Source organism: Streptomyces sp. NPDC050211, assembly GCF_040656035.1.
Lineage (GTDB): Bacteria > Actinomycetota > Actinomycetes > Streptomycetales > Streptomycetaceae > Streptomyces.
This window is the reverse complement of sequence record NZ_JBFALC010000043.1, coordinates 39,348-53,073: the sequence shown is the minus strand read 5'-3', so window position 1 is coordinate 53,073 and position 13,726 is coordinate 39,348. Positions and strand designations below refer to the sequence as shown.

At 71.0% G+C, this 13,726-nt stretch carries 12 protein-coding genes; 8 read left to right on the top strand and 4 right to left on the bottom strand.

The window, feature by feature from the left end; translation table 11 throughout:
* Positions 1 to 18 precede the first annotated feature (18 nt).
* The gene (locus AB0I98_RS33250) at positions 19 to 1,209 is read left to right on the top strand and encodes a hypothetical protein (protein ID WP_362948430.1); all 1,191 of its coding nucleotides are present in this window, start codon (positions 19 to 21) and stop codon (positions 1,207 to 1,209) included.
* A gap of 37 nt (positions 1,210 to 1,246) precedes the next feature.
* Here the strand turns inward: AB0I98_RS33250 and AB0I98_RS33245 are convergent, their stop codons facing one another.
* Entirely contained in the window at positions 1,247 to 2,338 is a 1,092-nt protein-coding gene (locus AB0I98_RS33245; protein ID WP_362948428.1) for an ABC transporter substrate-binding protein, read from the bottom strand.
* A 43-nt stretch (positions 2,339 to 2,381) separates the two neighbouring features.
* Positions 2,382 to 2,861, bottom strand: coding sequence for a carboxymuconolactone decarboxylase family protein (locus tag AB0I98_RS33240; protein ID WP_362948427.1), 480 nt, complete (start codon positions 2,859 to 2,861; stop codon positions 2,382 to 2,384).
* A gap of 185 nt (positions 2,862 to 3,046) precedes the next feature.
* On the opposite strand from AB0I98_RS33240, the gene AB0I98_RS33235 reads away from it, so the two are divergent.
* Positions 3,047 to 3,925, top strand: a complete 879-nt coding sequence (locus AB0I98_RS33235) for an RNA polymerase sigma-70 factor (RefSeq protein ID WP_362948425.1) — start codon at positions 3,047 to 3,049, stop codon at positions 3,923 to 3,925.
* A gap of 27 nt (positions 3,926 to 3,952) precedes the next feature.
* Here the strand turns inward: AB0I98_RS33235 and AB0I98_RS33230 are convergent, their stop codons facing one another.
* A complete protein-coding gene (locus AB0I98_RS33230) occupies positions 3,953 to 5,188 on the bottom strand; it encodes a glycosyltransferase family 87 protein (RefSeq protein WP_362948423.1) in 1,236 nt (411 codons plus the stop codon).
* A gap of 110 nt (positions 5,189 to 5,298) precedes the next feature.
* On the opposite strand from AB0I98_RS33230, the gene AB0I98_RS33225 reads away from it, so the two are divergent.
* The gene (locus AB0I98_RS33225; protein ID WP_362948421.1) at positions 5,299 to 6,441 is read left to right on the top strand and encodes a glycosyltransferase family 4 protein; all 1,143 of its coding nucleotides are present in this window, start codon (positions 5,299 to 5,301) and stop codon (positions 6,439 to 6,441) included.
* A gap of 198 nt (positions 6,442 to 6,639) precedes the next feature.
* Positions 6,640 to 8,220 carry a GMC oxidoreductase gene (locus AB0I98_RS33220; protein WP_362948419.1) on the top strand — a complete coding sequence of 527 codons (1,581 nt, stop codon included), beginning with the start codon at positions 6,640 to 6,642 and terminating at the stop codon, positions 8,218 to 8,220.
* A gap of 16 nt (positions 8,221 to 8,236) precedes the next feature.
* Here AB0I98_RS33220 and AB0I98_RS33215 read toward each other — a convergent pair whose 3' ends face one another.
* Entirely contained in the window at positions 8,237 to 10,033 is a 1,797-nt protein-coding gene (locus tag AB0I98_RS33215) for an AMP-dependent synthetase/ligase (protein WP_362948418.1), read from the bottom strand.
* Positions 10,034 to 10,321: 288 nt separating this feature from the next.
* On the opposite strand from AB0I98_RS33215, the gene AB0I98_RS33210 reads away from it, so the two are divergent.
* The 4 genes from AB0I98_RS33210 (at position 10,322) to AB0I98_RS33195 (ending at position 13,665) form a co-directional block, all read left to right on the top strand.
* Positions 10,322 to 11,119 (top strand): metallophosphoesterase, encoded by a 798-nt coding sequence (locus AB0I98_RS33210; RefSeq protein WP_362948417.1) that lies wholly within the window; start codon positions 10,322 to 10,324, stop codon positions 11,117 to 11,119.
* Positions 11,120 to 11,248: 129 nt separating this feature from the next.
* Positions 11,249 to 11,695: an SRPBCC family protein gene (locus tag AB0I98_RS33205; protein ID WP_362948415.1), complete on the top strand. Its 447-nt coding sequence runs from the start codon at positions 11,249 to 11,251 to the stop codon at positions 11,693 to 11,695.
* A gap of 207 nt (positions 11,696 to 11,902) precedes the next feature.
* Entirely contained in the window at positions 11,903 to 13,081 is a 1,179-nt protein-coding gene (locus tag AB0I98_RS33200) for an ArsA-related P-loop ATPase (RefSeq protein WP_362948414.1), read from the top strand.
* Between the two features lie 59 nt (positions 13,082 to 13,140).
* Complete coding sequence (locus AB0I98_RS33195; protein ID WP_362948413.1) at positions 13,141 to 13,665, top strand: DUF5304 domain-containing protein; 525 nt, start codon at positions 13,141 to 13,143, stop codon at positions 13,663 to 13,665.
* Positions 13,666 to 13,726 lie beyond the last annotated feature (61 nt).

Here is a 13,726-nt window from a genome sequence, read left to right as displayed (position 1 = left end):
CCCCGTACGATCGGAGCCGTGGCTGGTCAAAGGCGGGCGTCGGGATCCCTGGTCGTGGCGCTCTGTCTGCTGCTCGTCGCCCTTGTGTCGTGCGGGGGCGGGCCGGCGGCCGACAGGACCGAGGACGAGGTGCAGCGGGTCCTCGACATCCGGGCCACGGCGATACTCGGCCGGGACCAGGCGGCCTTCCTGCGTACGGGGGCGCCGGACTGGTTCGGCAATCTGCGGGAAGTGCCCCTCTCCGACTGGTCGTACCGGGTCACGAGCGTGCGGGACTTGGGCGGCACGGCGACCGCCGAGGCCGAGCTGCGCTACCGCGTCGAGGGGTACGACAAGGCACCCATCACCGTCGGCCGTACGCTCACCCTCAGCCTGGACGACGAGGGGGAGTGGTACGTCGACACGGAGCGGCCGGAGAAGAAGTCCGCCGAGCAGCTGTGGGACCAGGGCGCGGTGAGCGTCGTCCAGGGGGAGCGGAGCCTGGTGATGGGGGTCGGGCAGTCGCGGGAGCGGCTGAGCGAGTTCGCCGGCCTGGCGGACCGGGCGGTGCCCGCGGTGTCGGAGGCGTGGGGCACGGACTGGTCCCGGCACGTCGTCGTGCTCGTACCGAAGTCCCTGGAGGGCATGGCGCGGCTGCTGGGCTCGCCCGCCTCCTCGTACCGGGGGATCGCCGCCGTCACCACCGGCGAGACCGGCGCCCCGGCGACGGCGCCCGCGGACCGGGTGATCGTCAACCCCGACGCGTACAGCGTCCTCGGCGACACCGGCAAGCAGGTCGTGCTCACCCACGAGACCACCCATGTCGCCACCCGCACCCACACCAGCCCCGCGACCCCGCTCTGGCTGTCCGAGGGGTACGCCGACTGGGTCGGCTACCGGGGTTCCGGGCGCACACCGGCCGAGGCCGCGCCCGAGCTGGAGCGTGCGGTGACCGCGGGGGAGGTGCCGGACGCGCTGCCCGAGGACGCGGACTTCGGCTTCTCCGGCGACGCCGCCCGGCTCGCCCGCGCCTACGAGAGCGGCTGGATCGCCTGCCGGCTGATCGCGGACCGCTGGGGCGAGGTGCGGCTCGGCGAGTTCTACCGCGCCGTCGGCGCCCACCCGGAGCGGGCGGGCGCCGTCGAGGACGCGATGAAGAAGGTGCTCGGGACGACACCGGCGGACTTCACCGAGCAGTGGCGGGAGTATCTGCGGGCCCAGTTCGGCTGAGGCCAGGCTCGCGCTGGCCAGCTCCTCCCGCACGGGTTCAGCCTGAGCGAAGGATCCGGAAGCGACCAGGTTCCGCCGGATCGCGGTCGACGACCTGGACCGGCGCCGAAGCCCACTGCCAGACGCTGATGCCCGGCACGCGGGAGAACCGGATCTGCCCGCGAGTGCCGTCGACCGCGACGCGCGGCCAGGATGCGGCGGTGCGTGCCCGGTTCGTGCCGTGAGAACGCAGCACATCGGCGAGGACGGCGATCGTGTCGTAGCCCTCGAAGGCGACGAACGAGGGCGCTTCGGCCAGCCGCTCGCGCAGGGCCGTCTCGACCCGTGCGCCGAGTGGGGTGAGGTGCTCGGGCAGGTAGCGCAGGAACGGGACCGCGGCGCCGTCGTCGCCCAGCAGCGCCGCCCATTCGGCGAACTCCGGCTGCCCGGCCGGGGCACCGATCAGGATCTCGGCGAGGCGCTGGTCGCCGCGGACGGCCTTGACGATCGACACGGCCGGTTCCGGTTGGCCGACCAGAAGGAGGAGGGCTGTCGCGCGGTGGCCGACGAGTTCGGCGCACACGGCCGCGGGGGTGAGCGCGCTCATGTCGAGTTCGATGAGAGTGCCGCCGCGTGAAGCGAGGTGGTCCCGCAGAATGCGGATCCCGGCAGCCCAGTACACACTCGGCTGGGCCGCTACGGCGACGCGGCTGTGGCCCGCGTCGAGGAGCAAGTCCGCGTACAGCTGCCAGCCGCGGGACTGCGGCGGAGGGAGACGTGCGACCCATTGCGTCGGCTGCTCGGTGAGCGCGTCGAGCACCGCCGACGAGCAGAGGAACGGCAGGCCGAGGGCGTCGGCCCGGGCGGCAGCGGCGCGGGCGACGACGCTGTGATACTCGCCCGCCACCGCGGCCACGCCCAGGCCGGCCAGCTCGTCCACGGCTGCCGTGGCCCGCTTCGGATCGGCCGCGGTGTCCCGGACCACCAGCTCCAGCGGGCTTCCGTCGATCCCGCCGGCCTCATTGACTTCGGATACGGCCAGCTCGAGCCCGGCGAGCAGGTGCCGCCCCGCCTCGGTCCAGCCGGGCCGGGTCAGCGGAACGAGCGCGCCGATCCGGACGGATGCCCCGTCGGTCCGTGGCGTATTCATGCGTGGGCGTCTCCCCAGTGATGGTGCGGTCGCGGTCCGTCGGTCAGCTCGACGTGCCGGCGAACATGCCGGGCTCGTACGAGCCTCCCGGATTGTGCACGATCACGCTCATCCGGGTGGCCGCATTGATCAAGGAGACCAGGCAGACCAGCGCACCGACCTCGTCGTCGTCGTAGTGCTTGCGCACCTCGGCCCAGGTCCCGTCGGACACACCGTGATCGCCGAGCCGGGTGCCCTCCTCGGCGAGCGCCAGCGCGGCCCGCTCGGCCTCGGTGAACACGGTGCTGTGCCGCCAGGCGGCGACCAGGTGGAGCCGGAGCGCGGTTTCACCGGCGGCGGCGGCCTCCTTGGTGTGGATGTCGACGCAGAAGCCGCAGCCGTTGAGCTGGCTGACCCGCAGCTGCACCAGTTCGCTCAGGGTCTTCGACAGTGTCGACCCTTCCAGGGCCAACGCGGCGTTGTAGAACCGCTTGGCGACCTTCGCTGCGGTCGGGCTGTCGAACAGGTTGAAACGGGGTTCCATGATGTCGTCCTCACTCGTGGTGTCGGGTGGTGCTGCCGTGCTGGACGAACACAAGATGCCGACGGCCCGGTCCTTGTGACGGTGCGGCGATGTGGCGTGCGTCACCGGTCGCAGGTGTCACAAAGCGGTGGGGACCGGCGTCTCGTGTACGGCCGCACTCGCGAGCGAACGGGCAGGAGACGGCGATGAACGACCGTATGGACAGCGTGACCCAGGCATTCGTCACCCACCGCAATCTGCTGTTCACCGTCGCCTACGAGATGCTCGGCTCCGCCGCCGACGCCGAGGACGTCCTCCAGGAGACCTGGTTGCGGTGGGCGGGCGTCGATCAGGGCATCGTGCGGGACCAGCGCGCGTACCTGGTCCGGATCACCACCCGGCAGGCGCTGAGCCATCTGCGGACGCTCGGCCGGCGCAAGGAGTCCTACGTCGGCCCCTGGCTGCCCGAGCCGCTGCTGACCGCGCCCGACGTGGCGGAGGACGTCGAGCTGGCCGACAGCGTCTCGATGGCGATGCTGCTGGTGCTGGAGACGCTCGCGCCGACCGAGCGGGCGGTGTTTGTGCTGCGCGAGGTGTTCGACCTCGGATACGACGAGATCGCCGAGGCCGTCGACAAGAGCCCGGCGGCGGTCCGCCAGATCGCCCACCGGGCACGGGCCCACGTCGCCGAGCGCCGACCGCGCGGGGTCGCCTCCGCCGCCGAGACCCGCCGCACCGTCGAGGCGTTCCGGCGGGCGGTCGAGACGGGCGACCTGCAACGCCTCCTCGACATCCTCGCGCCGGACGTCGTCCTGCTGACCGACGGCGGCGGAGTCGTACGGGCCGCACTGGCGCCCGTCGTCGGCGCCGACGAGGTCGCGCACGTGCTGGGCAGGATCGCCACCGCGATGTCGCTGCAGCCGACACAGGTCAACGGCGACCCGGCGCTGATCGTCCGGCTGGACGGCGAGATCGACACCGTCATCGCGCTGCGCATCGACGACGGCCTCATCACCGGGCTCTACGCCGTGCGCAACCCCGAGAAGCTGTCGCATCTGGAGCGGGAGACCACCTTGCGCCGCTGAGCGCCGGCCCCGTCTGCTGCCCTTGGGTCAGGAGGGGACCGAGGTCTCCTTCGCGCGGGTGGCCTGAGCGGGCAGGGGCAGTGCGTCGGCGCCCGAGACGGACGACCGCCACAGCTCCCGGGCCGCCAGGACAGTGGCGAGCACCAGCAGGCCGTTGCGGACGAACAGCAGGGTGACGCCGAGGGAGTCGCTCGCCACGACATGCGCGAAGAAGACCGGGAACTCCAGCACCGTCACGAAGGACGCCGCCAGGACCAGCCCCGCGGGCACCCGCATCGGACTGGCGCGGAAGCAGAGGCAGACGGCTGCCAGGCCGACCAGCCACACCATGTACTGAGGGCTGATCACCCGGCTCGTCGTCGTGAACATCAGCACCGCCACGAACGCGGCGTCGGCGAGCGTGTGCGTCACGAACCGCCCGGCCAGCAGCCGCCACAGCAGCAGCCAGCCGAAGGCGAGCCCGGTCAGGGCCAGGGCGCCGGTGCTCACGAGGCCCACGTACGGGCCGAGGAATTCGACCGAGCCGTAGTTGAGCAGCACCTCCCCGCTCCAGCCGAACTGCCGGGCCACATGGAACACCAGGGAGCCCAGCGACTCGACCTCGGTGCCGCGGTCCCGCTGGAAGGTCAGGAAGGCGAAGGCGCCGGGCATCGCGGCGGCGAAGAGCGCGGCCAGCGCCACGACCGTCACCCCGGCCGCCGCCCAGGCCCGCCGCTTCACCGCGCCGACCAGCAGCAGCACCGGCCACACCTTGAGCATCGCGCCGAACCCCACCAGCGCGCCCATCACCCGCGGATGCCGGGCACCGGCGAGCAGCGCGGCCACCGCCACGGCCGTGACCATCACGTCGTACCGCGCGTACACGGTCGGTCCGAGCAGCGGGACGCCCGCCACCCACACCCAGGCGCCCCGCAGGGAGCGGCCGGGGCGCAGTCCCGCGTACAGCAGCAGGCTGAGGACGGCCAGGTCGGCGAGGAAGGCGAGGACGAAGAAGGCGTTCGCGTAGTCCAGGAAGAACAGCAGCGCGGGGGAGAGGATCGCGAGGGCCGCGGCGGGCGGGTACTGCCAGGTGACGTCGCCGAGCGGGAAGGTGCCGGTGCGCAGCACCTCGTACCAGCCCTGGTAGATGACCGACACATCGCTGGTGACGTCCGGCCCCGGGAAGACGAACACCTTGAACACGTACAGCAGCAGCACCAGCCGGGTCAGGCCCCAGGTACCGAGCAGCCACACCAGCGACCGCCTCGCGCCCGCACTGTCCACCTGAGCCCCTGTTCGTCCCTGTCCGTCCTGGCAGGGCCATGATCCCCCACCCGGCTGTGCGCGAGCCATGAAGCACCGCCACTCGGAGGCGCCGGGTAGGGTCGGCCGCGATGGACAAGACCCTGATCGTCACGAACGACTTCCCGCCCCGGCCCGGCGGTATCCAGGCGTTTCTGCACAACATGGCGCTACGGCTCGACCCGGAACGGCTCGTCGTCTACGCGTCCACCTGGAAGCGCACCCGCGAGGGCATCGAGGCCACCGCCGCCTTCGACGCCGAGCAGCCCTTCACCGTCGTACGCGACCGTACGACGATGCTGCTGCCGACGCCGCAGGTCACCCGGCGTGCGGCCGGACTGCTGCGGGGGCACGGGTGCACGTCGGTGTGGTTCGGGGCGGCGGCACCGCTCGGGCTGATGGCACCGGCGCTGCGGGCGGCCGGCGCCGAACGGCTGGTGGCGACCACGCACGGCCATGAGGCCGGGTGGGCCCAGCTGCCCGCCGCGCGTCAGCTGCTGCGCCGGATCGGCGAGTCCACCGACACGATCACCTACCTCGGCGAGTACACGCGCTCGAGGATCGCTTCCGCCCTGACGCGGGACGCCGCCTCCCGGATGGTGCAGCTGCCGCCCGGCGTTGACGAGAAGACCTTCCACCCCGAGTCGGGAGGCGACGCGATCCGCGCCCGCCTCGGCCTGACCGACCGCCCGGTGATCGTCTGCGTCTCCCGCCTGGTCCCGCGCAAGGGCCAGGACACGCTGGTCCTCGCCATGCCCCGAATCCTGGCCAAGGAGCCGGAGGCCGTACTGCTCATCGTCGGCGGCGGCCCGTACGAGACCGAACTGCGCAAGCTGGCCGCCGAAACCCGCGTGACCGACTCCGTACGCTTCACCGGCCCCGTCCCCTGGTCCGAACTCCCCGCCCACTACGGCGCCGGCGACGTCTTCGCCATGCCCTGCCGAACCCGCCGCCGCGGCCTCGACGTAGAGGGCCTGGGCATCGTCTACCTGGAAGCCTCCGCAACCGGCCTCCCAGTGGTAGCCGGCGACTCGGGCGGCGCCCCGGACGCGGTACTGGACGGCGAAACGGGCTGGGTAGTCCGAGGCGGCTCCGTCGAGGAGTCCGCGGACCGGATCACCACACTCCTGGGAGACGCCGAGCTGCGCCGCAGGATGGGCGAACGGGGCAGGGAATGGGTCGAGGAGAGATGGCGCTGGGACCTGTTGGCGGAGAAGCTGAAAACGCTGCTGTAGTACAGCGCCCCGTCAGGGGCGCGGGGCTGTGTCGATATGCGGCTCCGCCGCGTGGGCGCGACAAGCCACAACGAACCCGCACCCGCCCACGACGAATAAGCCGCACCCCACTAGGCGGAACCCAAAAATCCGCACATGCTGCCAAACATGACAGCAAACCTGATGCAGCGTCAGCTGACAAGACGTCAAATCCTAGGCATGGCGGCCCTCCAAACCGCCGCCACCCTCGGCTTCACCCGCATCGCCCTCCAGTCCTCCCACGCCGCCGAGCCCGACGCAGTCGATTCCGCGCCGGCGATCGTCATCGGCTCGGGCTACGGCGGCGCCGTAGCCGCCCTCCGCCTCGGCCAGGCCGGCATCCGCACCCTCGTCCTGGAGATGGGCAGGCTGTGGAACACCCCCGGCGCCGACGGCAAGATCTTCTGCTCCACCAGCGCCCCCGACCAGCGCTCCATGTGGTTCCGCACCCGCACCGAGGCACCACTGTCGACGTTCCTCTGGCTGGACGTCGTCAACAAGGACATCAACCCCTACCCGGGCGTCCTGGACCGCGTCCGCTACGACGCCATGTCCGTGTACGTCGGCCGGGGCGTCGGCGGCGGCTCCCTGGTCAACGGCGGTATGGCGGTCACCCCGCTCCAGTCGTACTTCGCCGAGCAGTTCCCGACCGTCGACACCGCCGAGATGTACGGCACGTACTTCCCGCGCGCCCGTTCCATGCTCGGTGTCAACACCGTCGACCCCGCCTGGTTCGAGTCGACCGAGTGGTACCGGTTCACCCGGATCTCCCGCAAGCACGCCCAGAACACCGGCCTGAAGACCACCTTCGTGCCGAACGTCTACGACTTCGGCCACATGCAGCGCGAGGCGGCCGGCACGGCGACCAGGTCCGCGCTCGCGGGCGAGGTCATCTACGGCAACAACCACGGCAAGCGCAGCCTCGACAAGACCTACCTCGCCTCGGCCCTCGGCACCGGCAACGTCACCATCCACACACTGGAGAAGGTGACCGGGATACGGCGGGACACCGACGGCTCGTACCTGCTCACCGCCGACCGGATCGACAACACCGGCACGGTCGTCGGGACCAAGGAGTACGGCTGCACGTACCTCTTCCTCGGCGGCGGCAGCGTCGGCACCACCGAACTCCTCGTCCGCGCACGGGAGTCGGGCACCTTGCCCGCGCTGAACGCGACCGTCGGCACCGGGTGGGGGACCAACGGCAATGTGATGCTCGGCCGGGCCAATCACCTGTGGGACACGGTCGGCGCCAACCAGTCGACCATGCCGGTGATGGGCATCGACGACTGGGCCAATGCCGCCAACCCCGTCTTCGCCGAGATCGCCCCGCTGCCGACGGGACTGGAGCACTGGGTCAGCCTCTATCTGGCGATCACCAAGAACCCCGAGCGTGCGTCGTTCTCGTACTCGAACGGCTCGGTGAAGCTCGGCTGGACCACCGGACAGAGCGCGGTCTCGGTCGGCATGGCGAAGAAGCTCTTCGACCGGATCAACGCGGCGAACGCGACGATCTACCGCTACGACCTGTTCGGCTCCGGCAACAAGGTCTTCGCCGACGACTTCACCTACCACCCGCTGGGCGGCTGCGTGTTGGGGAAGGCGACCGACAACTACGGCCGGGTGAAGGGGTATTCGAAGCTGTACGTCACCGACGGCTCGCTCGTGCCCGGGTCGATCGGGGTGAACCCCTTCGTGACGATCACGGCGCTTGCCGAACGGACGATGGCGCGGGTCCTCGCCGAGGACGCCGCGCCATAAGATCCCACGTGCCGGTCTACTTCTGGTAGATGGCCTCGATCTCGTCCGCGAAGTCCTTCGCCACGACATTGCGCTTGAGCTTCAGCGACGGCGTCAGGTGGCCCGAATCCTCGGTGAACTGGGAGGACAGAATGCGGAACTTCCGCACCGATTCCGCCTTCGACACCGCGGCGTTGCCGTCGTCGACAGCGCTCTGGATCTCCGCGAGCAGATCCGGGTCCTGACGCAGCGACGCCGCGGTGGAGCCCTCCGGCTTGCCGTGCTCGGCCGCCCAGCGGCCGAGGAACTCCTCGTCGATGGTGATCAGCGCGCCGACGAACGGCCGCGCGTCACCGACGACCATGCACTCCGCGACCAGCGCATGCGCACGGATCCGGTCCTCGATCACGGCCGGGGCGACGTTCTTGCCGCCCGCGGTGACGATGATCTCCTTCTTGCGGCCGGTGATCCGGAGGTAGCCGTCCTCGTCGAGGGTGCCGATGTCCCCGGTGTGGAACCAGCCGTCGGCCAGCGCCTCCTCGGTTGCGCCCGGGTTGTTCCAGTACTCCTTGAACAGGTGCTCGCCGTGCAGCAGCACCTCGCCGTCGTCCGCGATCCGCACGACCGAGCCGGGCAGCGGCTGGCCGACCGTGCCGATCTTCTGGCGGTCCCAGGGGTTGAAGGCGGTCGCGGCGCAGGACTCGGTCAGGCCGTAACCCTCCACGACCGGGAAGCCGATGCCGCGGAAGAAGTGGCCCAGGCGCTCGCCCAGCGGGGCGCCGCCGGAGATGGCGTACTCACCCTTGCCGCCGAGCACCGCGCGCAGCTTGCTGTAGACGAGCTTGTCGAAGGTCTTGTGCTTGATCTTCAGGCCGAGCGACGGGCCCGACGGGGTGTCCAGCGCCCTGCTGTACGCGATCGCGGTGTCCGTGGCCTTGTCGAAGATCTTGCCCTTGCCGTCCGCCTGCGCCTTGGCGCGTGCGCTGTTGTAGACCTTCTCGAAGACGCGCGGCACGCCCAGGATCAGCGTCGGCCGGAACGAGGCCAGCTCGTCGGTGAGGTTCTTGATGTCGGGGACGTTGCCCAGCTTGATCGGCGCCATCATGGGCGCGACCTGCACGAGCCGGCCGAAGACATGGGCCAGCGGCAGGAAGAGCAGCACGGAGCACTCGCCGGTGCGGAAGAGGGGCCGCATCCGCTCCACGATGTTCCCGCACTCGGCGAAGAAGTTGCGGTGGGTCAGTACACAGCCCTTGGGCCGTCCGGTGGTGCCGCTCGTGTACACGATGGACGCCGGGTCGTCGGCCTTGGCGCGCGAGCTGTGCTCCTCGACCGTCTCGTCGGACACGTCCTGCCCGAGCCGGCCCAGCTCCTCGACCCCGCCGGCCTCGATCTGCCAGACGTGCTTCAGAGCGGGCAGCCGGTCGCGCACCGAGTCGACGGCGGCCGCGTGGCTGTCCATCTCCACGACACAGGCCGTGGCGCCCGAGTCACCGAGGATCCACTGGACCTGCTCCGGCGAACTGGTCTCGTACACCGGCACGGTGACCGCGCCCGCGCACCAGATCGCGAAGTCGAGCAGCGTCCACTCGTAGCGGGTACGGGACATCAGGCCGACCCGGTCACCCGGCAGCACACCGGACGCGATCAGGCCCTTGGCGGCCGCGTGCACCTCCGCCAGGAAGGCGGTGGCCGTCACGTCCTGCCACGCACCGCCCACCTTGCGGGCGATCACGGCGACGTCGGGATGCTGCGCGGCGTTTCTACGGACGATGTCGGTGAGATTGCCGTCCGCAGGGACTTCGTACAGAGCCGGAAGGCTGAACTCGCGCAAGACTGCTGCTCCTCATAGGGCGCCGGCGCCACGACGTTGTGCGATGCGACGGTGCGGTCCAAGGCTCGGGCAGGTACTCAATGATTGAAACCCTGAGTACTAGTGGACTGCCCGGACGTTACCCGCCGGTATGGCTTCTTCGACAGGGGGTCCCGGCGAGATGTTCGCTGCGTCACACAGATTGGTGTTCCTTCTTGCACAGTAGTTCACGGTTTTGATGCCGTGCCAGTAACCGCAGGTCCAGCCTGCACTGTTCACGTACATCGCACAGGCCTACCCTTGATCGCCATGGCACCCTCACGACCCGGTAACCGCACGGCACGCATTCATGTGGTCAGTGACGTGCACGGCAACGTCCGTGACCTGGCCAGAGCCGGTGACGGTGCGGACGCCCTGATCTGCCTCGGCGACCTGGTGCTGTTCCTCGACTACGCCGACCACTCGCGCGGCATCTTCCCCGACCTGTTCGGCGTGGAGAACGCCGACCGCATCGTCGAGCTGCGCACCGCCCGGCGCTTCGAGGAGGCACGGGAGTTCGGGGCGAGCCTGTGGGCGGGCATCGGCGGGGACCGCGCCGCCGCGATCGAGAAGGCGGTACGTAAACAGTACGCCGAGATGTTCGCGGTGTTCCCGACGCCGACGTACGCGACCTACGGCAATGTCGACATGCCGCCCTTGTGGGCCGAGTACGCCGGGCCGGGCACGACCGTCCTCGACGGGGAGCGGGTGGAGATCGGCGGCCGGGTCTTCGGCTTCGTCGGCGGCGGACTCCGCACGCCCATGCGCACGCCGTACGAGATCAGCGACGAGGAATACGCGGCGAAGATCGAGGCGGTGGGAGAGGTGGACGTGCTCTGCACGCACATCCCTCCGGAGGTCCCCGAGCTGGTCTACGACACCGTGGCGCGACGTTTCGAGCGGGGCAGCCGGGCGCTGCTGGCGGCGATCCGCCGGACCAGGCCGCGCTACGCCCTGTTCGGCCACGTCCACCAACCCCTCGTCCGCCGGATGCGGCTCGGGGCCACGGAGTGCGTGAACGTGGGGCACTTCGCGGGGACGGGGAAGCCGTGGGCGCTGGAGTGGTGAGCGGTTTCCGGCAAGACGGGCCATGCGGGTGAAGTCGGCAGATCGGGTGCGCGGTAGCCTTCACGCTGCACACATCGTGCGCATGAGATCTGGACGATCTACCGGCCCGCATCTGGAGGAGCCACGGCGATGGCGGAACACACCAGCTCGAGCATCACGATCGAGGCGGCACCGGCCGACGTCATGGGGGTGATCGCGGACTTCGCCCGCTATCCGGACTGGACCGGCGAGGTGAAGGAGGCGGAAGTCCTCCGGACGGACGGGCAGGGGCGTGCCGAGGAGGTCCGCCTGGTCATGGACGCCGGGGCGATCAAGGACGACCAGACGCTGGCGTACACCTGGACCGGTGAGCACGAGGTGTCGTGGACGCTGGTGAAGTCCCAGATGCTGCGGTCCCTCGACGGCTCCTACATCCTCAAGCCGGCCGGCGCGGGTTCGACCGAGGTCACCTACCAGCTGACCGTCGACGTCAAGATCCCCATGCTCGGCATGATCAAGCGCAAGGCGGAAAAGGTCATCACGGACCGGGCGCTGGCGGGACTGAAGAAGCGGGTGGAGTCGGGGCAGGGCGAGTAGCCCCAGCTGCGGGCGAGTGGGGGCTGATCGCGCAGTTCCCCGCGCCCCTACGGGGCGCCAAGCTGCGGGCATGCGTGCCGCCTGGGGCGGCACGGGTGGGCGCAGGCGGCACCCCGTCAGCGCCGGGCTGCGCGGCCTACCCCTGAGCAGCAGCGCCGGGCACCTTGATACGAGGGCTGAGCGGCACGTCCGTTACGGTTCCAACCCATGCGCACCATCCTGATCACCGGCCCGGGCGGCAGCGGACGTACGACCGTCGCCGCCGCCACCGCACTCGCCGCCGCCCGCGACGGCATCGAGACGCTGGTGCTGAGCGGCGATCGGACGGACACGCTGGGGGCCGCCCTGGGGGCGAGCGTCGGTCCGGCCCCGAGCCGCGTCGCCCCGCACCTGACCGCCTGGCGCCCGGACGCCGCCGCCGCGTTCCGGGACGACCTCGCCGCCTTCCAGGAACGGGCGACCGCGGCCTTCGACCTGCTCGGCGCCTCACGGCTGGACCCGGAGGAAGTCACCCCGCTCCCCGGCGCGAAAGAGCTCACGCTGCTGCGCGCCCTGCGGGACGCCGCGCTAGCGGAGGCGCACGAACTGCTCGTCGTAGACCTCCCGGCCATCCCCGACGCCCTGGCCCTCCTCTCCCTGCCCGAGGAGCTCCGCCGCTACCTGCGCCGCCTCCTCCCGCCCGAACGGCAGGCGGCCCGCGCCCTGCGCCCCGTGCTGGGGCGGCTCGCCGGGGTCCCCCTGCCCGCGGAGTGGCTGTACGAGACCGCCGCCCGCTGGGACACCGAGCTGGCCGCCGTCGAGGCCGTCGTCGCCGACCGGAACACCGTCGTACGACTCGTCGCGGAGCCCGGCCCGAGCGGCGCCGACGCCGTACGCACCGCCACCCTCGCCCTCGCCCTGCGCGGCCTGCGCCCCGACGTTCTCGTCGCCAACCGCGTCCTGCCCGACACCGCCGCCGACGACTGGCTCGCCGGTCCCGTCGCCCAGCAGCGCAAGACACTGGAGGAGTGGGAGGGGTCGTACGAGATCCAGAGCGTCGCCCACCTGGGACGGGACCCGCGCGGCAGCGACGACCTCACCGCCCTCACCGTCCCCGGTGTCAACACACGCCCCTCCACCGTCGAGTGGCCGGTCACCGACGGGCTCGCCGACGACGGCGGCAGCCGGGTCCTCGTCTGGCACATCCCGCTGCCCGGCGCCCAGCGCGACGACCTGGACCTCGTCCGGCGCGGCGATGAACTCGTCGTCACCGCAGGGCAGTTCCGGCGAATCCTCCCGCTGCCGTCCGCCCTGCGCCGCTGCACCGTCGACGGCGCCGCCCTGCGCGACGGCGAGCTGCGCATCCGATGCGTGCCGGACCCCGATCTATGGCCCCGGACACGGTGAAACCGGTACGCCCGTTCGGGTAACGTCGTAGAGACGAACCGTAGTCAGGAGAGTCCGCCATGAGCGAAGAGCGCCCCGCGTCCGACCCCGCTCAGGAGAAGCTCGAGAAGTACGAGACCGCCGAGCGGGAAGCCGTCGACGAGGTACGCGCGACCGACGCCGACGCCTGGGCGACAGCGTGTGCCGAGGATCTCGCGGCGGAGAAGGCCCGCCGCCGCTCCGCCTACGGCCCGCCGCCGGGCTCGGCCGCCGAGGAACTGCGCAAGCTCGTCGACACCGTCGCGGACAAGCTGTCCGGTCTGCAGTCCCCGCTGTTCGGCGCGGTCGCCGGGCCCGCCGCCGAGCAGGTGGTGCGCCAGGTCGTCCAGCAGGCCAAGGCCGCCGTGGAGCCCGTGATCGAGCGCAACCCGGACGTCTTCGACCACCTCGCGGCAGCCGGCAACGAACTCCTCGCCGCCTACCGCTCCGCCGTCCAGGCCCAGGAACAGCGCTGGACCGGCCGCATGGACGAACTGAACGAGTCCACCGACCGCGACGACCCCGACGAGGGCACCGGCCCCGGCCAGCGGATCGACTTGGACTGACGCCCCCCTTGAGGGCCTGCCGCCAGGTTCCCGCCTGCCTGGAGGGGCCTGGCACGCACAT